Annotated in this window: 23 protein-coding genes; 12 read left to right on the plus strand and 11 right to left on the minus strand. The window is 68.4% G+C overall.

Annotated features, from left to right (window positions below):
* Positions 1-70: 70 nt before the first annotated feature.
* From E3U25_RS16100 to E3U25_RS16115, 4 genes are all read right to left on the minus strand, one after another.
* Positions 71-1201 carry a site-specific DNA-methyltransferase gene (locus E3U25_RS16100; protein WP_072463664.1) on the minus strand — a complete coding sequence of 377 codons (1131 nt, stop codon included), beginning with the start codon at positions 1199-1201 and terminating at the stop codon, positions 71-73.
* Between the two features lie 88 nt (positions 1202-1289).
* Positions 1290-1922, minus strand: coding sequence for a ribonuclease HII (locus E3U25_RS16105; RefSeq protein WP_072463663.1), 633 nt, complete (start codon positions 1920-1922; stop codon positions 1290-1292).
* Positions 1919-2398 (minus strand): ureidoglycolate lyase, encoded by a 480-nt coding sequence (locus E3U25_RS16110; protein ID WP_036760810.1) that lies wholly within the window; start codon positions 2396-2398, stop codon positions 1919-1921. The genes E3U25_RS16105 and E3U25_RS16110 overlap by 4 nt, the downstream gene beginning before the upstream one ends.
* Positions 2399-2455: 57 nt before the next feature.
* Positions 2456-3631 carry an MFS transporter gene (locus tag E3U25_RS16115; RefSeq protein ID WP_072463661.1) on the minus strand — a complete coding sequence of 392 codons (1176 nt, stop codon included), beginning with the start codon at positions 3629-3631 and terminating at the stop codon, positions 2456-2458.
* A gap of 277 nt (positions 3632-3908) precedes the next feature.
* Between E3U25_RS16115 and E3U25_RS16120 the strand changes: the two genes are divergently transcribed.
* From E3U25_RS16120 to E3U25_RS16130, 3 genes are all read left to right on the plus strand, one after another.
* Complete coding sequence (locus tag E3U25_RS16120; RefSeq protein WP_072463660.1) at positions 3909-4658, plus strand: GntR family transcriptional regulator; 750 nt, start codon at positions 3909-3911, stop codon at positions 4656-4658.
* 110 nt (positions 4659-4768) lie between these two features.
* Complete coding sequence (locus E3U25_RS16125; RefSeq protein ID WP_116222187.1) at positions 4769-6208, plus strand: L,D-transpeptidase family protein; 1440 nt, start codon at positions 4769-4771, stop codon at positions 6206-6208.
* A 2-nt stretch (positions 6209-6210) separates the two neighbouring features.
* Positions 6211-7059 (plus strand): extensin family protein, encoded by an 849-nt coding sequence (locus E3U25_RS16130; protein ID WP_116222186.1) that lies wholly within the window; start codon positions 6211-6213, stop codon positions 7057-7059.
* A gap of 3 nt (positions 7060-7062) precedes the next feature.
* On the opposite strand, the gene E3U25_RS16135 is transcribed toward E3U25_RS16130, so the two are convergent.
* Both E3U25_RS16135 and E3U25_RS16140 read right to left on the minus strand, forming a co-directional pair.
* Positions 7063-7794, minus strand: coding sequence for a Crp/Fnr family transcriptional regulator (locus tag E3U25_RS16135; protein WP_072463657.1), 732 nt, complete (start codon positions 7792-7794; stop codon positions 7063-7065).
* 125 nt (positions 7795-7919) lie between these two features.
* Positions 7920-9236, minus strand: coding sequence for a FliI/YscN family ATPase (locus E3U25_RS16140; protein WP_116222447.1), 1317 nt, complete (start codon positions 9234-9236; stop codon positions 7920-7922).
* A gap of 108 nt (positions 9237-9344) precedes the next feature.
* Here E3U25_RS16140 and E3U25_RS16145 point away from each other — a divergent pair, with 108 nt between their 5' ends.
* The 9 genes from E3U25_RS16145 to E3U25_RS16185 are packed head-to-tail and all read left to right on the plus strand — an operon-like array spanning position 9345 to position 13958.
* Entirely contained in the window at positions 9345-9734 is a 390-nt protein-coding gene (locus E3U25_RS16145) for a FlgB family protein (protein WP_114535753.1), read from the plus strand.
* Positions 9735-9745: 11 nt separating this feature from the next.
* Complete coding sequence (flgC, locus tag E3U25_RS16150; RefSeq protein ID WP_036760486.1) at positions 9746-10138, plus strand: flagellar basal body rod protein FlgC; 393 nt, start codon at positions 9746-9748, stop codon at positions 10136-10138.
* Positions 10139-10149: 11 nt separating this feature from the next.
* Positions 10150-10428 carry a flagellar hook-basal body complex protein FliE gene (gene fliE, locus E3U25_RS16155; RefSeq protein WP_116222185.1) on the plus strand — a complete coding sequence of 93 codons (279 nt, stop codon included), beginning with the start codon at positions 10150-10152 and terminating at the stop codon, positions 10426-10428.
* A gap of 9 nt (positions 10429-10437) precedes the next feature.
* Positions 10438-10704 carry a flagellar biosynthetic protein FliQ gene (locus E3U25_RS16160; protein ID WP_036760481.1) on the plus strand — a complete coding sequence of 89 codons (267 nt, stop codon included), beginning with the start codon at positions 10438-10440 and terminating at the stop codon, positions 10702-10704.
* Between the two features lie 3 nt (positions 10705-10707).
* Positions 10708-11424, plus strand: a complete 717-nt coding sequence (locus tag E3U25_RS16165) for a flagellar hook-basal body complex protein (protein WP_114535752.1) — start codon at positions 10708-10710, stop codon at positions 11422-11424.
* 11 nt (positions 11425-11435) lie between these two features.
* On the plus strand, positions 11436-12221 hold the full coding sequence (gene flgG, locus E3U25_RS16170; RefSeq protein ID WP_072463651.1) for a flagellar basal-body rod protein FlgG: 786 nt from the start codon (positions 11436-11438) through the stop codon (positions 12219-12221).
* Entirely contained in the window at positions 12221-12637 is a 417-nt protein-coding gene (gene flgA, locus E3U25_RS16175) for a flagellar basal body P-ring formation chaperone FlgA (RefSeq protein ID WP_036760474.1), read from the plus strand. Before flgG ends, flgA begins: the two co-directional genes overlap by 1 nt.
* A 10-nt stretch (positions 12638-12647) precedes the next feature.
* A complete protein-coding gene (gene flgH / locus E3U25_RS16180) occupies positions 12648-13400 on the plus strand; it encodes a flagellar basal body L-ring protein FlgH (protein ID WP_072463650.1) in 753 nt (250 codons plus the stop codon).
* Between the two features lie 12 nt (positions 13401-13412).
* Positions 13413-13958, plus strand: a complete 546-nt coding sequence (locus E3U25_RS16185) for a hypothetical protein (protein WP_116222184.1) — start codon at positions 13413-13415, stop codon at positions 13956-13958.
* A 212-nt stretch (positions 13959-14170) separates the two neighbouring features.
* On the opposite strand, the gene E3U25_RS16190 is transcribed toward E3U25_RS16185, so the two are convergent.
* The 5 genes from E3U25_RS16190 to rfbC form a co-directional block, all read right to left on the minus strand.
* Positions 14171-15220: a glycosyltransferase gene (locus tag E3U25_RS16190; protein WP_244295195.1), complete on the minus strand. Its 1050-nt coding sequence runs from the start codon at positions 15218-15220 to the stop codon at positions 14171-14173.
* Between the two features lie 195 nt (positions 15221-15415).
* Positions 15416-16318, minus strand: coding sequence for a glucose-1-phosphate thymidylyltransferase RfbA (gene rfbA, locus E3U25_RS16195; RefSeq protein WP_116222183.1), 903 nt, complete (start codon positions 16316-16318; stop codon positions 15416-15418).
* Positions 16315-17166 carry a dTDP-4-dehydrorhamnose reductase gene (gene rfbD / locus E3U25_RS16200; protein WP_116222182.1) on the minus strand — a complete coding sequence of 284 codons (852 nt, stop codon included), beginning with the start codon at positions 17164-17166 and terminating at the stop codon, positions 16315-16317. The genes rfbA and rfbD overlap by 4 nt, the downstream gene beginning before the upstream one ends.
* Positions 17163-18200, minus strand: a complete 1038-nt coding sequence (gene rfbB, locus E3U25_RS16205; protein ID WP_116222181.1) for a dTDP-glucose 4,6-dehydratase — start codon at positions 18198-18200, stop codon at positions 17163-17165. Before rfbB ends, rfbD begins: the two co-directional genes overlap by 4 nt.
* Positions 18197-18778, minus strand: a complete 582-nt coding sequence (gene rfbC, locus E3U25_RS16210; RefSeq protein WP_072463644.1) for a dTDP-4-dehydrorhamnose 3,5-epimerase — start codon at positions 18776-18778, stop codon at positions 18197-18199. Before rfbC ends, rfbB begins: the two co-directional genes overlap by 4 nt.
* Positions 18779-18907: the final 129 nt, after the last annotated feature.

An 18907-nucleotide genomic window follows, 5' to 3' on the forward strand; every position in this document is an offset into this window, starting at 1 on the left:
AGGACGGGGCAAGGCGGTCCCGGCCGCACCAGAGCTTGCGGAGCCTCGGGACTTGGCGAAAGCGGAAAACTCAGTGGGCGCGGCCTTCCTCGGCCTCCATCTCGGCGCGGATCTGCTGGCGCAGGATGTCGATGGGCACCATCCGCCCCTCGCGCCGGAAATGCCAATAGGTCCAGCCGTTGCAACTGGGCGCCCCTTCCAGCGCCGCGCCGACCTGGTGGATCGAGCCCTTCACGTCATTGCCGATCAGGCTGCCATCGGCGCGCACCTTGGCCTTGTGGCGGTTGTTGAGCGAATAAAGCTCCTCGCCCGGCCGCAGCATCCCGCGCTCGACCACCTGGCCGAAGGGCACGCGCGGCTCGGCGCGCTTGGGCTTGATGGTGGCGATGGCCTCGCTGTCGAACTTGCGGATGCGGGCAAGGCGCTTTTCGGCCACCTCGCGATAGGCCTGCTCGCGCTCGATGCCGATGAAGTCGCGGCCCAGCATCTTGGCCACGGCGCCGGTGGTGCCGGTGCCGAAGAACGGGTCCAGCACCACGTCGCCGGGGTTCGTGGACCCGACCAGGATGCGGTGCAGCAGCGCCTCGGGCTTCTGGGTCGGATGCGCCTTGGCGCCCTCCGCGTCCTTCAGCCGCTCGCCGCCGGTGCAGATCGGCAGCACCCAGTCGGAACGCATCTGCACGCCCTCGTTCAGCGACTTCAGCGCCTCGTAGTTGAAGGTGTATTTCGCGCCCTCGGACTTGCTGGCCCAGATCATCGTCTCATGCGCATTGGTCAGCCGCTTGCCGCGGAAATTCGGCATCGGGTTGGCCTTGCGCCAGACCACGTCGTTCAGGATCCAGAAGCCCTGGTTCTGCAATTCGGCCCCGACGCGGAAGATGTTGTGATACGAGCCGATGACCCAGATCGCCCCGTCGGGCTTGAGGATACGCCGCGCCGCCGCCAGCCAGTCGCGGGTAAAGCGGTCATAGGCGGCGAAACCGGAAAACTGGTCCCAATGGTCGTCCACCGCATCGACGCGGGAATTGTCCGGCCGGTGCAGCTCGCCCTTCAGCTGCAGGTTATAGGGCGGGTCGGCAAAGATCAGGTCGACGCTGGCCTCGGGCAGCGCGTTCATGATCTCGATGCAATCGCCGGCGAGAATCTGGTTAAGCGGAAGCGTTCGCGCCGCAGCGCGGGATTTGGTGTCAAGCTTGGTCATCACTGCCTCGGGTTTCGGCTATTGGTTTGCCGATTTGCTGGGGCCGATAATGAGTCACAGCCGATTCGCCGTCAAATTCTTTTTCGAATCAACAGCTTGCAGTTTCTTCTTTACACAATATCTTGTGGACCGGGGCAAAGCTGCGCCTATGATATGGGGTCACGCCCAGATCTAGCAGCGCCTGGCGATGCGCCGGGGTCGGATAACCGGCATTCGCCTCCCAGCCGTATCCGGGATGCTGTTGCGCCAAATCCACCATGATGCGATCGCGCAACAGTTTGGCCAGGATCGAGGCCGCCGCGATCGACAGGCAACGCGCATCGCCGCCGACCACGGCCTGCCCCGGCAGGTCCAGCTCGCGCGGCAGCATGTTGCCGTCGACCAGCACCAGGCAGGGCCGCCGGCGCAGCCCGGCGATGGCCCGGCACATCGCCAGGTGCGAGGCGCGCAGGATGTTCAGCCGGTCGATCTCCTCGACGCTGGCATGGCCGACGGCCCAGTCGCAGCGCGCCATGATCAGCTCGGCCAGCACTTCGCGGCGCTTCGCCGTCAGCTTCTTGGAATCGTTGAGCCCCTCGGGAATGCAGGCGACATCCAGGATCACCGCCGCCGCCGTCACCGGCCCCGCCAGGGGTCCGCGCCCGACCTCGTCGACGCCGGCGACGAACCGCGCGCCCTCGCGCAGCGCGGCCTCCTCCAGGGCATAGTCGGGCAGGCTCATGCCTCGACGGTGACGGGGGCGATCGCGACCTCCTCCAGGTTCACCCCCCCGCCCTCGCGATCCACGACCAGAAAATCGGCCGGCCGGTCCAGCGGCGTCAGCACGCCGTGCCAGACCCCGGCGCGCAGATTCACCCCCATGCCCGCCGGCACCAGGAAGGCGATGGGCGCGCCCGGCCGCCCGCCCTCGTCCGGGGCGACGATCGACAGCCAGGGATCGGGCCCCAGCGGCACGAAGGCCTGCGAGCCCAAGGGATGCCGCTCCAGCAGCGCGCAGTCATAGGGCAGGCTCACCGGCTCGGACCGGAAGATCGAGATGATCGCCTCACCCCCGCCGCGCTCGACCGTGGCCAGCGCGTGATGGCGCTCGCAGCGACCGGCGTTGATCATCTTGCTGGGTGCCTCGCGCGGGGTCAGCAACTCGCCGAAAGGGGCGAACTCATCGGCCGTGATCGGCCTTGCCTTGATCGTCGTCATGTTTCTTTCGTGCCCAAATATCCCGGGGGTCCGGGGGCAGCGCCCCCGGCCCGAACTCTACAACCGCCCCATCCGCGGCAGGAAGATGGTCAGCAGGCCCATCAGCGGCAGATAGGAACAGACCTGATAGACGAATTCGATCCCCCTGGCATCGGCGATCACCCCCAGCACCGCCGCGGCGATCCCGCCCATGCCAAAGGCGAAGCCGAAGAAGATGCCGGCGATCATCCCGGTCCGCCCCGGCACCAGCTCCTGGGCAAAGACCACGATGGCCGGAAAGGCCGAGGCCAGGATCACCCCGATCACCACGGTCAGAAGCCCGGTCGCGACCAGCCCGACATGCGGCAGCACCAGGGTAAAGGGCAGGATGCCCAGGATCGAGAACCAGATCACCTTCAAGGGCCCGACCCGGTCGCCGACCAGCCCGCCCAGCATGACGCCCGCCGCCATCCCGCCCAGGAACAGGAACAGCATCACCTGCGCATGCTGGGTGCTGAGCCCGAATTTCTCGATCAGGAAGAAGGTGTAATAGCTGGAAATGCTGGCGGTATAGATGTTCTTGGTGAATGTCAGCAGCGCCAGCACCACGATGGCCAGCGCCACCCGCTGGCGGGTGAATGGCAGGGCCTCGGCGGGACGCGCCGAGGCGGCCTTGCGCCGCCCGTCGGCCCAAGTGCCGATCCGCCACAGGATCGCCGATCCCGCCATGGCCGCGATCGAGAAGATCGCGACCGAGGGCCGGCCCAGCGGCACCACGATGAAGGCCGCCAGCAGCGGCCCCAGCGCCGCCCCGAAATTGCCGCCCAGCTGGAACAGCGACTGCGCCGTGCCGAATCGCCCGCCCGAGGCGATGCGGGCCACGCGCGAGCTTTCGGGATGGAACACCGCCGAGCCGATGCCGATCAGCATCGCCCCCGACAGGAGCACCCAATATTCATGCGCCAGCGCCAGCAGCAGCACCCCGACGAAGGTCGAGCCCATGCCGACGGCCAGCGAACGCGGCATCGGGTTGCGGTCCGTGACCATGCCCACCACCGGCTGCAAAAGCGAGGCCGTGACCTGGAAGGCAAAGGTCATCATGCCGATCTGCCAATAGGACAGCGCGAATTCCTCGCGCAGCAGCGGATAGATCGCGGCCAGCATGGACTGCATGATGTCGTTGATCATGTGGCACAGGCTGATCGCGACCAGAACCGTCCAGGCCGTGGCGGAAACGCCCTGGCCGCGGAACATCGAAGCTTCCGACACGGCAACACCTCTTGAGAATCGCCCGATTTGTCCCGTCCGGCCGGCAAAATGTCAACCGTGGCAGGCGGAACACGGCCGGCCGGCGCGATTGTCCTTGACCCTCACGGGAATTTGCTCTCAAAAACTAAACCAATAAGTTTACTTAAGCCTCTGGTCGGGCGAGACATGTGGCACGGCCTTGTTGCAGCCTCGGTGCCGCGAACCGTTTGATCCAGACGTATCGAGTTCTGCCGCCCCCTCGACGCAAAGACATATTCCAGAGATGATTGAACTTCCCCGCCACCTTGCCCAGGCACTTTCGGCCGAACAACAAGAGCGCAAGCGTCGGAACATGACCTGGCAGGCCGTCCAGGAAGAGGTTCTGACCCGGATCCACGACGGCCATTGGCCCGAGGGCGAACTGATCCCGACCGAGGCCGAGCTGGCGACCGAATTCGGCTGCGCCCGCGCCACCGTGAACCGCGCCCTGCAGACCCTGGCGCAAAGCGGCGTCCTGGAGCGCCGGCGCAAGGTCGGCACCCGCGTGGCGCAGCACCCGCGCGTGCAGATGGTGCGCTTCCTGCTGCGGCGCGAGATCGAGGCGGCGGGCAAGGCTTATGGCTATGCGCTGCTGGACTACCAGGAATGCCCGCCCCCGGCCGATGTGGCGCAGGCCATGCTGCTGCGCACCGACGACAGCCTCTTGCGCATCAAGGCCCGGTTCAGCGCCGACGAGGCGCCCTATTGCTGCGAGGAACGCTGGATCAACAGCTACGCCACCCCCGGCCTGACCCGCGAGGCGCTGTTGCAGATGAGCCCCTGCGAATGGCTGCTGGGCCATGTGCCGATCAACCGCGCCAGCATGGCGATCGGGGCCACGCTGGCCGGCTCGGGCTTCGTGGCCGAGGCGCTGGGACTGGCGCCGGGCGATCCGGTCCTGGTCACCGAACGGATCGACTGGCTGAACAACATGCCGGTTTCGCTGACGCGGCGCTATTTCCCGCAACACCACCGCTTCGCCGCCACGATCTGAGCCGGGCGTTCAACCCGAGTTGACCGGCTCTTGCTTGCCTTGCGCGGCACATTTGGCCAAATGTGCCCGACAAAAGCAAAAGACCACAGGCAAACAGAACGGTTCCGAGCATGTTCCCGACCCGACCCCGCACGGGCCTTTTTCCGCATCTCGCGCTGGCCGCGGCCGCCCTTGTGCTGCCGCTTTCCGCCGGCTGGGCGCAGACGGCAGCGCCCGCCTCCGGCACCTCGGCGCAGGTCGCGGCGCCCAAGCCCAGGGCCCTGGCCTCGATCACACCGGCCGAGATCGAGGCGGCCGTCTATGACGGCACCGACCTGCCCGCGGGCCAATCCGCGCTGACCGCCAAGGTGCAGATCCTGCTGGACCGCGCCGGCATCTCGCCCGGCGTGGTGGACGGCTGGCGCGGCGGCATGAGCGAAAGCGCCATCATGGCCTTCCAGCGCCGCTCGGGCCTGCCGATGACGGGGCGCATGGATCACGCGGTCTGGGATCTGCTCCAGGGCTATGCCGCCGCGCCGCTGACCATGGCCTATACCATCACCGAAGAGGACGCGACCGGCCTGGTGGACCGCATCCCCTCGGATTATGCCGAAAAGGCGGCGATGAGTTCGCAGGGCTATACCAGCGTGCTGGAAAAGCTGGCCGAACGCTTCCACATGGACGAGAAGTTCCTGGCCAAGCTGAACCCCGGCGCCCGCTTCCAGCCCGGCGAGACGATCCATGCCACCGTGCCCGCCAAGCCGATCCGCGCCAGCGTCACCCGCATCATCGTGGACAAGGAAACCCGCCGCGTCGCCGCCTATGACGCCAAGGGCAACATGGTCGCGGACTACCCGGCCACCGTCGGCTCGGCCGACACGCCCTCGCCCCATGGCAACCACGTGGTCGATGCGGTGGCGCTGAACCCGACCTATACCTACAACCCGCACCGCAACTTCAAGCAGGGCGAGAACGACCGGGTGCTGATCATCCCGCCGGGGCCGAACGCGCCGGTCGGCAATGTCTGGATCGACCTGTCCGAGCCGACCTATGGCATCCACGGAACCGCGACCCCGTCGCAGCTGTTCCTGAACCAGTCGCATGGCTGCGTGCGGCTGACCAACTGGGACGCATGGGAGCTGGCGCATATGGTCAAGCCCAAGGTGACGACGGTCGAATTCCTGCCCCCCGGCGTGCGGATCGCCGATGTGACCGGGATCTCGCCCGTGGCGGCGGCGACGCAGACGGCGGCGGTCGCGGCCATCGCCAGCACCCGCCCGCCGGCCCGCGGCGACCGGCTGCCGCCGGCCGCACCCGCGGCAGTCGCCATCCCCGCCGCCGCGACCATGGCCGAGGCCGCCGCAGCGACCGCCGCCGCCGTGGTCACGCCCGAGCCGCTGGTCATCACCCCCGACATCCCGGCCTCGAACGAGCCGCTGGTCCCCGAGGCGGCCCCCGCCCTGCCCGTCCAGGAAGAGCCGGAATATCCCTCGGACGCGGTGCTGCCGGAAAACCTGCCCGGACAGGCGCCGGGCAGCGTGACGCTGTATCCCCAGGCCGGGCAGCCCTGAGGATGCGCTGGCTGGCGCCGATTCTGGTGGCGATGGCCGCGCTGCTGACCGCCCCCGCATCGGCGCAGGATGCCCCCGCGCCGCGTCCCGACCACCCCGCCGCCGACCGCCCCGCGCCCCGCCCCGAGGCGGAGGCAGAGCCCCAGGCGGAGGCAGAGGCAGAGGCAGCGCCCGAGCCGCCCGCCGAGGCCGCCCCGGATCCCGAAACCCCGGAGAAAGCCGAGGCCGAGCCCCCGCCCGCAGCCCCCGTCCCGACCGGCCCGCCGGTTCATGCGACCCTGCGCGAAAGCGACTTCGACTATTCCGCCTGCCTGCTGGAGCTGACGCTGCTGGGCGCCGATTACAGCGAGACGCCGCCGATCCTCGACCCCGATCAGCGCGATTGCGGCATCGACCGGCCGGTCTTGCTGCGCCAGCCCCTGCCGGGGATCGAGATTCCGGGCGGCGCGCCCATGCGCTGCGACCTGGCGCGGCACCTGGCGCATTGGCTGCGCGATTTCGTCCGCCCCGCCGCGGCGCTGCTGCCGGGCCAGCCGCGGCTGGTGGCGCTGGAGCCGGGCTCGACCTATCAATGCCGGGCGACCGTCGGGACCGCGGGCGAGAACCTGTCCGAACATGCCTTCGGCAACGCCTTCGACATCGCCGCCTTTCGTTTCGAGGACGGCTCCCGCATCGAGATCGGCCCGCGCCAGGACAACGGCGACTTGCAGGAGGCCTTCCAGCGCGCGGCGCGCGGCACCGCCTGCCTGCATTTCACCACCGTCCTCGGCCCCGGCGCCAATGCGGCGCATGACGACCACCTGCATCTGGACATCAAGGCCCGGCGCGGCGGCTTCCGGCTGTGCCAATAGGGCCTAGCGCCGGGCCCGGCCCAGCTCCAGATATTCGGGATCGAACCGCGCCAGCCGCGCCAGCCTTTGCCAATCGAGAATCTCGACCTCGGCGCCGTTCCAGCGGATCAGCCCGTCCGCGCGCAGGTCGCGCACGGCGCGGTTCACATGGATCGGCGTATAGCCGAGGATGTCGGCCAGTTCCTTTTGCAGCAGCGGCAGCACGAAGCGGTGGTCCTGCGCCGCGCCCACGCTGGCCAGCCGCGTGTAAAGCTCGCACAAAAGATGGGCCAGATGCGCGCTGGAGCGCAGCGAGGCCGCCGCGACCAGCCATTGCCGGTGGATCGCCGCGTCGATCGCGGTGGACATCCACAAGAGCCGGGTCAGATGCGGAAAGTTCTGGGTGATCTGCCGCAGCTCGGCGTGATCGACGAATTCGACCTCGGATTCCCCGACCGAGATCACGTCATGTTCCAGCCCGGCCAGCACGAAGGCGTGCAGGTCCACGAAATCCCCCGGAACGTGCAGGGCGGTGATCACCCGCTCGCCCGGACGGCCGACCAGCTCGTGCTGGCGGGCCGACATGCCGCGCAGCATCATGCAGCTGCGCGTGGCCATCCGCCCGCGCGGCACGATCACCTCGCCGGGGCGAAAACAGGCATGCTGGGTCGGAATCGCGCGCAGGCAGGCAATATCGCATTCGGAAAGCAGGTCTCGTCTTTGCAAATATCGGACGAAATATTCGGTGATGGCCATGACGCTCCTCGGCTCGACCGCAGGAGATTGTCAACGCGCCGCGGGCTGCGCAATGACCTCGGGACTCCGGTTAACATTCATCAATCATGCCATAAACCCGCCGGATTCATAGACTTCTTTCGCGTTCAGCCCGGTTTCGGCGCCGCAACGCCCAAAGCCTCGGCCAAAAGCGCGAAGCTTTGCGTCGCATCGGCACCTTGCCGGGTGAAGAAGGCGTCCAGGGCCGGGTAAAGCCGCACCGCCTCGTCCAGCCTGGGGTCCGAGCCCGGCGCATAAAGCCCGGCGCGGATCATCAGCTCGGATTCGGCATAGGTGCCCAGCGTCGCCCGCGCCCGCGCGATCAGCGCGTTCTCGGCCACACTTGCCGCCTGCGGCAGCGACCGCGAGACCGAGCGCAGCACGTCCACCGCCGGAAACCGCCCGCGCTCGGCGATGGCGCGGTCCAGCACGACATGGCCGTCCAGCACCCCGCGCAGGATGTCGGCCACCGGCTCTTCCATGTCGGAACCGGCGACCAGCACGCTGAAGATCGCGGTGATGTCGCCCGCCCCCTCGGGGCCCGGCCCGGAACGCTCGGCCAGCGACATGATCAGATGCGAGGTCGAGGGCGGAAAGCCGCGATAGCTGGGGCTTTCCCCCGCCGCCAGCGCGATTTCCCGATGCGCCTCGGCAAAGCGGGTGATCGAATCGGCCAGGAACAGCACATGCCGGCCCTGGTCGCGGAAATGCTCGGCCACCGTCATCGCCGCCCAGGCGCAGCGCCGCCGCATCAGCGGCGACTGGTCCGAGGTCGCCGCGACCACGACCGCGCGCGCCATCCCTTCCTTGCCCAGCGTCTCCTCGACGAATTCGCGCAGCTCGCGCCCGCGCTCGCCGACCAGCGCGATCACCACCACATCGGCCGAAACCCCCTTGGACAAGGCCGAAAGCAGCGTGGACTTGCCCACGCCCGAGCCCGCAAACAGCCCCATCCGCTGGCCGCGCACCAGGGGCAGCAGCGTGTCGAAGACCGCAAGCCCGGTATCCAGCCGCCCGCCCAGCCGGTTGCGCAGCGCGGCCGGCGGCGGGGCGGGACGAAAGCCGCGCTCCTCGCCGCCCGCGACCAGGGGGCGGCCGTCGAGCGGCCTGCCGAAAGGGTCGATGATTCGCCCGATCCAGGCATTCGCCGGCGCCAGCATGGGCGCAAAGACCAGTTCGACCCGCGTGCCAATCGACAGCCCGTCCATCGGCCCCTCGGGCAGGATCGCCGCCTGGTCGGAATGCAGCGCAATGACCTCGCCGCGCAGGTTTTCGCCGGAACGCATTGAAAAGACAACGCGATCACCTAGGGACGCGTGGCTGTTCAACCCGGCCGCCAGAATCACCCCTGCCTGGATCGCGCTGACCTGGCCGAAATGCCGGGTCAGGCGGACCCGCCGTATCCGCGTCGCGATAGATTGCATTTTATCCATTTCGTCCTCGCTTTTTCCGGCCGGCGCCCCTGCCTCGAAAGGGTTTCTAAACCAGTCGAGGTTAAGACCGGGTTTATCGGAACCTGAGGAGAAGCCTCGATGTTTGACCGTATCGACACCCTGCGGATGGCCAGTTCGCTGACGGCCCATGCCGCCGAACGGCAGAAGCTGATCGCCCGGAACGTCGCCAATGCCGACACGCCCGGCTTCCGGTCACGCGATCTTGCCGGCTTTGCCGAGACCTATCGCAGCCAGGGGGCCATGGGGATGCGCGCCTCGCGGCCGGGCCATCTGTCGGGGGCCGGCTGGGGCGCAGGCTCCGCGCGCGTCGCCGATGCCGGCGGCGAGCCCGCGCCCAACGGCAACTCCGTCTCGCTCGAGGACGAGATGTTTCGCAGCGCGGCCGCCAAGCGCCAGTTCGACCTGTCGCTGGCGGTGACCAAATCCTCGCTTTCGCTGGTCCGCACCAGCCTTGGCCGCCGCAGCTGAGGGGGGCGATCATGACCCAGCCGCTTTCCGCCACCGAACTGGCCGTGTCGGGGATGAAATCCCAGGCCGTGCGCCTGCGCCATATTTCGGAAAACATCGCCAATGCCGACACGCCCGGCTATCGCCGCAAGCTGGTGGCGTTCCAGGAACAGGTCGATTTCGGCCGTCCGACCGGCGCGGTCAGCGCGGGGCCGACCCGGCTGGACCGGCGCGAATTGCCGCGCGTCTACGACCCCGCGCATCCGATGGCCGACGACGAAGGCTATTACGCGGGCTCCAACGTGGACCTGATCGTCGAAATTGCCGACGCCAAAGAGGCCAGCCGCAGCTACGAGGCCAATCTGCGCGTCTTTGAACAATCCCGCCAGATGGGCAGTTCGCTGCTGGATCTGATCCGCCGCTAAGGGGCAATGCCATGATTTCACCGACAATCGCCGCAACCGCCTATGACCGCGCCCGCCATGCCGTCGCCCCGGCCGAGGGGCTGCCGCAGGGCGTGACCAGCGCCGCGGCGGATTTCGCCCGCGTGATGGAGCAGGTCGACCTGGCCGCCACCGGCGCCATGACCGGCAAGACCGAGACGCATGACCTGGTCCACAGCATCGCCCAGGCCGAGATCGCGCTCGAGACCGTGGTGGCCATCCGCGACAAGGTGGTCGAGGCCTACCAGGAAATCCTGCGCATGCCGGTCTGAGGGGCAATCATGGACGAGAACCTGATCTTCGACCTGACCCGGCAGGCGCTGTGGATCGCGGTGCGCATGTCGGCGCCGCTTCTGATCGTGGCCCTGGTCGCCGGCGTCGTGATCGGCCTGTTCCAGGCGCTGACCTCGGTGCAGGAGATGACGCTGACCTTCGTGCCCAAGATCGGCCTGATGCTGGTGGTGTTCTGGGTCAGCATGAGCTTTATGACCGCGACGCTGACCAGTTTCTTCACCGACCAGATCCTGCCGCAGATCGCGGGGTCATAGGCCATGGACAACGCGATCTATGCCGCCCTGACCCGGCAATCCGGCCTGATGCGCGAAATGCGCACCGTCGCCAACAACATCGCCAACGCCAATACCGCCGGCTTCCGGCGCGAGGGCGTGGTGTTCTCGGAATACATGGTGCCGCTGGACGGGCGCGGCGAAACCCTTGCCATGGCCAATGGCCGCGGCCGCATGGTCGATCTTGCCCCCGGCGGCATGACCCAGACCAACGGCCAGTTCGACCTGGCCATCGACGGCGAGGGCTTCCTGATGGTCCAGACCCCGCAGGGCAACCGCCTGACCCGCGCCGGCGCCTTCATGACCAATGCCGAAGGCGAGCTGGTCAACCCCGACGGCTACCCGCTGCTCGACGACGGCGAGGCCCCGATCGTGATCCCGGCCGGGGCCGGCAGCATCGGGATCGGCATCGACGGCACCATCTCGGCCGACGGCAACCCGATCGGCCGGATCGGCGTCTTCGCCAGCCCCGACCCGGCAAGGCTGCGCCATACGGCCGGCACGCTCTTCGACCCTGGCGGCGCGGTCGAACCGCTGGACCAGGCGGTGCTGCGCCAGGGCTTCCTGGAGGAATCCAACGTGGATCCGGTGCTGGAGGTCGCCCGCATGATCGAGGTCCAGCGCGCCTATCAGCTGGGCCAGAGCTTCCTTGACCAGGAAGACCAGCGCATCCGCCAGACCATCTCCTCGCTGACCCGGTGAAAGGACAAGCCATGAGGGCACTTCAAATCGCGGCATCGGGCATGAGCGCGCAACAGATGCGCGTCGATGTCATCTCGAACAACCTCGCGAACATGTCCACCACGGGCTACAACGCCCGGCGGGCAGAGTTCGCCGACCTGCAATACCAGCAGGCCACCCGGCCCGGCACGCTGACCGCCGCCACCGGCACCATGGTCCCGGCGGGCGTGCAGCTTGGCCTGGGCGTGCGCCCGGCCAGCGTGGCGGTCATGCTGGCGCAGGGCACCCCGGTCCAGACCAACGGCGACCTCGACATCGCCATCGACGGCAACGGCTACCTGGAGGTCACGATGCCGTCGGGCATCTCGGCCTATACCCGCGACGGCAGCCTGAAACGCTCGGCCGAGGGGCAGGTCGTCACCTCGGAAGGCTATCCGCTGGTTCCCGACATCACCATCCCCGAGGACGCCCGCAGCATCGCGATCAATGCCGACGGCCAGATCTTCGCCTATTTCGACGACCGGGTCGAGCCCGAGAACCTGGGCCAGATCACGCTGGCCAATTTCGTCAACGCCAAGGGGCTCGAGGCGATCGGCTCGAACATGTTCCTGGAAACCCCGGCCTCGGGCGCACCCCAGGTCGCCACGCCGGGGCAAGAGGGGCTGGGCACGATCCGCGCCGGCTTCCTCGAGGAAAGCTCGGTCGATCCGGTGCGCGAGATCGCCGAGCTGATCAAGGCGCAGCGCGGCTACGAGCTGAACTCCAAGGTGATCACCGCCGCGGACCAGATGCTCGGCACCACGGTGCAGGTGCGCTGATGCGCGGCCTCGTCCTTTTGCTGATGCTGCTGCCGCAAGGGGTGCTGGCCGGATCGGTGGTGGCCAACCGTACGCTGCCTGCCGGCACGGTGATCGCGGCCGGCGACGTCACGCTGGTCCCGGACCAGCAGGGCGGCATCGAGGATCTCGCGCCGGTCCTGGGCCAGCAGTTGCGCGTCATGGTCTACCAGGGCCGCCGCATCGACCCCTCGGCCCTGACCGCGCCAACCCTGGTCGGGCGCAACCAGATCGTCACCATCGCCTATGAAAAGGCCGCCCTGCGGATCGAGGCCGAGGGCCGCGCGCTTTCGGCCGGCAGCGCCGGGCAGGTCATCCGCGTCATGAACAACGCCTCGCGCGTGACCGTCTCGGGGCGCGTGGCCCCCGACGGGACGGTCATCGTCCGGCAAAACTGAAAGGCAGCCCATGCCCAAGCACATGTTCCCCCGCCCCGCCCCGCTGATCGGCGCCCTGGCCCTTGCCCTGTCGCTTTCCGCCTGCGGCCGGGTCACGCAGATCGGGCAGGTGCCCGACATGACCGCCCCCGAAAGCAGCGTCGAATTCCAGGCCATGACCTCGTCGGGCCATGGCGTGCAGGAACTGCCCTACAGGGCCGACAGCACGGCCTCGCTCTGGCGCGTGTCGCAGAATTCGCTGGTGGCGGACCGGCGTGCCTCGGACCGCGGCGACATCCTGACCGTGGTGATCGAGATCGACGACAGCGCCGAAATCCAGAACAGTTCGGGGCGCAGCCGCAGTTCGGCCGACAAGGTCGGCATCCCCTCGCTGGCGGGCCTGCCGCAGCGCATCGACCGCATCCTGCCCGAAGGCGCCAGCATGGAGGAACTGGCCGAGGCCAAGGCATCCTCGAGCTACAAGGGCAGTGGCAATATCTCGCGCCGCGACAAGCTGACCCTGCGCGTCGCGGCGACCGTGGTGGACCGGCTGGCCAACGGCGTGCTGCGCATCCAGGGCACGCAGGAGGTGCGGGTGAACTACGAGGTGCGCGAACTGACCGTCAGCGGCTTCGTGCGCCCCTCGGACATCGGGCGGCGCAACGAGATCGCCTATGACCGCATCGCGGGCGCGCGCATTTCCTATGGCGGCCGCGGCCAGATCAGCGATGTCCAGCAGCCGCGCTATGGCCAGCAGCTTGCCGACATCCTCCTGCCTTACTGAAAGGGGGTCGCGGTGAAAAAGCTCCTGCTTATCCTGGTCCCCCTGCTGGCCTTCTTGGGCGGCGCGGTCGGGGGCGACATGCTGGGCGGCTCGAAACCGGCCGAGCCTGCCCAGGGCTATGCCGCCACGGCGGCCGAGCCGGGCGTGGCGGAGACCGGCGATCCCGCCCCAGACCACGGCAGCGAGGACGGCGGCGGCGAGGGCGGCGGCGGCGAGGCGGCCGACACCGGGGCCAGCCTCGACTGGTTCGCCTTCCCCAACCAGTTCTTCGTGCCGATCCTGCGCAACGGCACGCCCTCGGCCATCATGATCCTGTCGCTGAGCGTCGAGATGCCCGCCTCGGCCCGCGCAGAGATCGAGGCGCAGGAACATCGGCTGCGGGACGCCTTGCTGAACGCGCTGATGATCGAGGCGAATACCGGCGGCTTCGACGGCAATTTCACCGCCGAACCGGCCATGCAACGCCTGCGCGCAGCCCTGCTTGCGGCAGGCCGGAAAGCCGCGGGGCCGAATGTCAGGCGCATCCTGATCGAGGACATCGGCCAGCAGATCCAGTAAGGCTCGGCAATCCGGGCCGGCAGCCATGGCCGAACCGTATCACGCGGGCGCCCAGCCGGCAGCCTGTTTTCGCCTCTTCTGGCCCCCCCTGCACTCGGGCAATGCCTTCCACCACGGCCGGGGCAATGCATTTTTCGGCCGCCAAGTGGTCCCGCAACGGCACGGGATCCGCCAAGCCGGGGCCGGAGAGCGGCTTCGGATAGCCGAGCGGCTCAGCGCTCGTCGCCGGCGGCGGCCGGGCCGGTGCCGGCGCCATTGGCCGGTGCGGCGGCCGTTCCGGCACCATTGGCCAGGGCCATGATCTGGGCATGGCTTCGCGCCAGCTCGCCGCGAAAGGCGTCCCGCACCGCCAGGCGAATCAGCCGACGGCAGATGCGCCGCTCGGCCGGGGGCAGCAGGCGGCCCTTGCGCAACCATTTCAGCAACATCAGCGCCATCAGCGGCGGAAAGAACAGCCGCCCCGCGACCCGGCGATAGACGAACCAGGCGTTGCGATGCAGGTAATACACCTTCCACAGCGGCCGGGGCATCGCCCCCGCCGTCTGCGTCGCGCAATCATGCTCGAACTCCAGGTCCGGGGCGAAAAGCAGCCGCCCGCCGGCCTGGGTCAGCCCCAGCGAATACAGAACGTCGTCGCCATAGATGAACAGCCGGCCATCGGGATAGCCGGCGCGGGCCACCCCGGCGCGGGACACGAAGAAGCCGACGAAGGAGGTGCCGTCCAGGGGCCGCGGCGCCTGCGCATCGTAGTCGCTGTCAGGAATGTGAAACGCCGCCCGGCCGCCCCCTGCCAGCACGCGCAGGAAAACCGGCAGGTCGCCGAAGGGGTTGACCCAGGGCCGGTTCATCTCGCAGATCCGGCCGCCGGGAAAGCGCACCGCCGCCGCCAGCGCCTCGGCGCCGGGCCAGCGGCCCTCGGCCAAGCCTTGCCGGAGCCGGACGATGGCGCCGGTCGCCGGGCGGGCGTCGTCGTCCATCAGCACCATCCAGTCGGGGTCCAGCCTGCGGCCGGTCTCGCGCATTCCGACCTCGAACCCCAGCGCACCGCCGCCGTTCTGCGGCATCTCGATGACGAGCAGCCGCGGGTCGTCCTGGCCGGCCAGCCATTCCCGCGTGCCGTCGGTCGAGCCGTTCTCGACCACCACGACGTGATCGAGCGGTTCGGCCAGCAGGCGGGTCAAGGTCTTTTCCAGATGCGCCAGCCGGTTGAAGGTGACGACGACCGCCGCGACGACCGGAGGGGAAGGATCAGGCTGGATCAAGACGGGCTCACGGGTTGGCTGGCGGAAGGGGCGCAGAACCGGGGCTTCTTAGCAAGAGACGCGGCGGGGATAAAGCAGCGGCCTGGGCGGCAGGCGGCCGATCCGCGGCAAGCCGCGCAACGATCCGAACGCCGCGGCAGGCGGCCTGCCCGGCAAGCTTTGCCCCGGACAGGCGCCGTCGGGATCGCGGGCCAGCTACTCCGCCTCGCCCAGCAGGCGCAACAGATAGCGGCCATAGGCATTCTTGGCGCATTGCCCGGCCCTGGCCCGCAGCTCATCGGCGGAAATCCAGCCGGCCTGGAAGGCGATCTCCTCGGGGCAGCCGGTCTGCAGGCCTTGGCGGTTTTCCAGCGTGCGCACAAAATTCCCCGCATCCAGCAGGCTGGCATGGGTGCCGGTATCCAGCCAGGCAAAACCGCGGCCCATCTTCTCGACGCTCAGCTGGCCGTCGTGCAGATAGCTTTCCAGAAGCGTGGTGATCTCCAGCTCGCCCCGGTCCGAGGGACGGACCTCGGCCGCGCGCCGCGGCGCCGTGCCGTCCAGGAAATAAAGCCCGGTGACGGCGAAATTCGACGGCGGCTGGGCCGGTTTCTCGACGATGGCGCGCGCCCGGCCCGCCTGGTCGAAATCGACCACGCCATAGCGCTCGGGGTCGGAAACCTGGTATCCGAAGACCGTGCCGCCCGTGTCCCGCCGGTCCGCCGCCTCCAGCAGCAAGGGCAGGCCGTGGCCGAAGAAGATATTGTCGCCCAGCACCATGGCCGAGGGCGCGCCTGCCAGGAAATCCTCGGCCAGAAGATAGGCCTGCGCCAGCCCGTCGGGCGAAGGCTGCACCAGGTAGTCGAAGCTGAGCCCCCATTGGCTGCCGTCGCCCAGCAGGCGGCGGAACTGGTCCTGGTCCTCGGGCGTGGTGATGATGGCGATCTCGCGGATGCCCGACAGCATCAGCACGGTGATCGGGTAATAGACCATCGGCTTGTCATAGATCGGCAGCAGCTGCTTGGACACGCCCATGGTGATCGGATAAAGCCGGGTGCCCGAGCCGCCGGCCAGGACGATGCCCTTGCGGCGGCTGGGTGGAGTCTGGGGTTGGGTCATGGTTTCAGCTCCTGCAAGACCTTGGCGAGACCGGCGCGCCAGTCGGGGCGACTGATGCCGAAATCCCGCTGAATGGCGGCGCAGTTCAGGCGCGAATTGGCCGGGCGCCGGGCGGGGGTGGGATAATCCGCCGTTGAAATGTCGCTGACGCGGCAGGACAGGCCCGCCTGCGCCATGATCTCGCGCGCAAAGCCGGCCCAGCTGGTGTCGGGACTGCCGGCGAAGTGATAGATCCCCCCGCGCGAGGCGTCGCCGCGCATCGCCCCCAGCATGGCCAGGCAGGCGGCCGCGATGTCGGCGGCCGGGGTCGGGCCGCCCTGCTGGTCGGCGACGACGCGCAATTCCTCGCGCTCGGCGCCCAGCCGCAACATGGTTTTGACGAAGTTCGCCCCATGGGCCGAAAAGACCCAGGAGGTGCGCAGCACCGCCCATTGCCCGCCGGCGGCGGCGATGCCCTGCTCTCCAGCCCGCTTGCTGGCGCCATAGACGCCCAGCGGGCCGGTCGGGTCGGTTTCGACCCAAGGCCGCTCGCCCGAGCCGTCGAAGACGTAATCGGTCGAGATATGCAGGAAGGGCAGGCCCAGTTCCGCTGCCGCCCGCGCCATGGCGGCCGGCGCATCGGCATTGACGGCGCGGGCCAGGTCGGGTTCGGATTCGGCGCGGTCCACGGCGGTATGGGCGGCCGCGTTCAGCACCGCCGCGCAGCCCGAGGCGCGGATCGCCGCGGCGCAGGCCGCGGGATCGGCCAGGTCGGCCCGATCGCGGCCCAGGAAGCGCGCGTCGGGCGCCAGCCGCGCAAGCTCGGTCGCGACCTGCCCGCTGCGGCCAAAGACCAGCAGGCCCTTCATGCCCTGCCGAGCCTTTCGCCGACACCCTGACGGGACAGAAGCGGCCGCCACCAGTCCTCGTTTTCCAGATACCATTCGACGGTGCGTGCCAGCCCCTCCTCGACCGTGACCGAGGGGCGCCAGCCCAGTTCCTCGCGGATGCGGGTCGGGTCGATGGCATAGCGCCGGTCGTGGCCCGGCCGGTCGGCGACGAAGGTGATCAGCCGGTCATGCGGCGCGGCATCCGGGCGCAGCCGGTCCATATGCGCGCAGATCGTGCGCACCAGGTCGATGTTCTTCGCCTCGTTCTCGCCGCCGATATTGTAGCTGCGGCCGATGACGCCCTTTTCCAAGACCAGCAGCAGCGCGTCGGCATGATCCTCGACGTAAAGCCAGTCGCGGATATTGCCACCGTCGCCGTAGACCGGGATCGGCCGGCCGTGCAGCGCGTTCAGGATCACCACCGGCACCAGCTTTTCCGGGAAGTGGAACGGCCCGTAATTGTTGGAACAATTGGTCAGCACCACCGGCAGGCCATAGGTCTCGTGCCAGGCGCGGACCAGGTGGTCCGAGGCGGCTTTCGAGGCCGAATAGGGGCTGCGCGGGTCATAGGGCGTGGCTTCGGTGAACTGCCCGGCCTCGCCCAGCGAGCCGAAGACCTCGTCGGTCGAGATATGGTGGAAACGGAAGCCCTCGGGCCGGCCCTGCGCGGTCCACCAGGCGCGCGCCGCCTCGAGCAGGTTGTAGGTGCCGGTCACGTTGGTCTCGATGAAGGCGCCCGGCCCGTCGATCGAGCGGTCCACATGGCTTTCGGCGGCCAGGTGCATGATGGCGTCGGGCCGGTGCGCGGCCAGGATGCGGTCCAGCGCGGCACGGTCGCGGATGTCGGCCCGTTCGAAGGCATAGAGCGGGCTGCCGGCAACCGAGGCCACGTTTTCGGGATTGGCGGCATAGGTCAGCGAATCGAGGTTCACCACCGAATGTCCCCGCGCCACCGCCAGCCGCACCACCGCCGAACCGATGAAGCCCGCGCCGCCGGTAACCAGAATCTTCATAATCTCGCCTCGTAATCAAAAGGCCCTTCATAGGTGAAAGGGCTGTCGAACTCGTTCAAAGACGGGGCGGCGGCGTCCTTGGCCGACAGGATCGGCCGGCCGGCGATGCCCCAGTCGATGCCGATACTGTCCCAGACCACCGATCCGTCGCAATCCGGCGCATAATAATCAGTACATTTATACAGGATTTCCGTGTCCGGCTCGCGGGTGACGAAGCCGTGCAGGAAGCCCGCCGGTATCCACAGCTGCCGGCCGTTTTCAAAGGACAGCTCGCAGCCGGTCCATTGGCCATAGGTCGGGCTGCCCTTGCGGATATCGACCGCCACGTCGAAAAGCCGCCCGCGCCCGCAGCGCACCAGCTTGCCCTGGGCATGGGGCGGAGCCTGGAAATGCAGCCCCCGCAAGGTGCCCGCCGCCGCCGACAGCGAGTGGTTGTCCTGCACGAATTCCGGCAGGTCCAGCCCCGCTTCGTGCAGGGTCTTGCGGCTCCAGCTTTCGCAAAAGAACCCGCGATCATCGCCGAACCGCCGCGGAACAAGGACCAGGACGCCCGGAAGCGAGGTCTTTTGGATCTGCATCTGTCTCTACCAGATTTGCCTTGCGCAGGATGCGTATGGAGGAACTCCCAAAGGCGCGCAAGCGGCGCGCTGGCGCCGAACCTATGCCTGCGGAGATTAAAATGCACGGGGAATTGCGCGTGACTTCGC

Source organism: Paracoccus versutus (genome assembly GCF_029909795.1).
GTDB lineage: Bacteria > Pseudomonadota > Alphaproteobacteria > Rhodobacterales > Rhodobacteraceae > Paracoccus > Paracoccus versutus.

Excerpts from the sequence above, each read along its gene's own strand:
- E3U25_RS16145 (WP_114535753.1), top strand. The coding sequence starts at position 9,345 with ATGTTTGACCGTATCGACACCCTGCGGATGGCCAGTTCGCTGACGGCC.
- E3U25_RS16125 (WP_116222187.1), top strand. The coding sequence starts at position 4,769 with ATGTTCCCGACCCGACCCCGCACGGGCCTTTTTCCGCATCTCGCGCTG.
- rfbB (WP_116222181.1), bottom strand. The coding sequence starts at position 18,200 with ATGAAGATTCTGGTTACCGGCGGCGCGGGCTTCATCGGTTCGGCGGTG.
- E3U25_RS16120 (WP_072463660.1), top strand. The coding sequence starts at position 3,909 with ATGATTGAACTTCCCCGCCACCTTGCCCAGGCACTTTCGGCCGAACAA.
- E3U25_RS16100 (WP_072463664.1), bottom strand. The coding sequence starts at position 1,201 with ATGACCAAGCTTGACACCAAATCCCGCGCTGCGGCGCGAACGCTTCCG.
- E3U25_RS16130 (WP_116222186.1), top strand. The coding sequence starts at position 6,211 with ATGCGCTGGCTGGCGCCGATTCTGGTGGCGATGGCCGCGCTGCTGACC.
- fliE (WP_116222185.1), top strand. The coding sequence starts at position 10,150 with ATGATTTCACCGACAATCGCCGCAACCGCCTATGACCGCGCCCGCCAT.
- E3U25_RS16135 (WP_072463657.1), bottom strand. The coding sequence starts at position 7,794 with ATGGCCATCACCGAATATTTCGTCCGATATTTGCAAAGACGAGACCTG.
- E3U25_RS16140 (WP_116222447.1), bottom strand. The coding sequence starts at position 9,236 with ATGCAATCTATCGCGACGCGGATACGGCGGGTCCGCCTGACCCGGCAT.
- E3U25_RS16105 (WP_072463663.1), bottom strand. The coding sequence starts at position 1,922 with ATGAGCCTGCCCGACTATGCCCTGGAGGAGGCCGCGCTGCGCGAGGGC.
- E3U25_RS16110 (WP_036760810.1), bottom strand. The coding sequence starts at position 2,398 with ATGACGACGATCAAGGCAAGGCCGATCACGGCCGATGAGTTCGCCCCT.
- rfbA (WP_116222183.1), bottom strand. The coding sequence starts at position 16,318 with ATGACCCAACCCCAGACTCCACCCAGCCGCCGCAAGGGCATCGTCCTG.
- E3U25_RS16165 (WP_114535752.1), top strand. The coding sequence starts at position 10,708 with ATGGACAACGCGATCTATGCCGCCCTGACCCGGCAATCCGGCCTGATG.
- flgH (WP_072463650.1), top strand. The coding sequence starts at position 12,648 with ATGCCCAAGCACATGTTCCCCCGCCCCGCCCCGCTGATCGGCGCCCTG.
- rfbC (WP_072463644.1), bottom strand. The coding sequence starts at position 18,778 with ATGCAGATCCAAAAGACCTCGCTTCCGGGCGTCCTGGTCCTTGTTCCG.
- E3U25_RS16160 (WP_036760481.1), top strand. The coding sequence starts at position 10,438 with ATGGACGAGAACCTGATCTTCGACCTGACCCGGCAGGCGCTGTGGATC.
- rfbD (WP_116222182.1), bottom strand. The coding sequence starts at position 17,166 with ATGAAGGGCCTGCTGGTCTTTGGCCGCAGCGGGCAGGTCGCGACCGAG.
- E3U25_RS16115 (WP_072463661.1), bottom strand. The coding sequence starts at position 3,631 with ATGTTCCGCGGCCAGGGCGTTTCCGCCACGGCCTGGACGGTTCTGGTC.
- flgA (WP_036760474.1), top strand. The coding sequence starts at position 12,221 with ATGCGCGGCCTCGTCCTTTTGCTGATGCTGCTGCCGCAAGGGGTGCTG.
- flgC (WP_036760486.1), top strand. The coding sequence starts at position 9,746 with ATGACCCAGCCGCTTTCCGCCACCGAACTGGCCGTGTCGGGGATGAAA.
- flgG (WP_072463651.1), top strand. The coding sequence starts at position 11,436 with ATGAGGGCACTTCAAATCGCGGCATCGGGCATGAGCGCGCAACAGATG.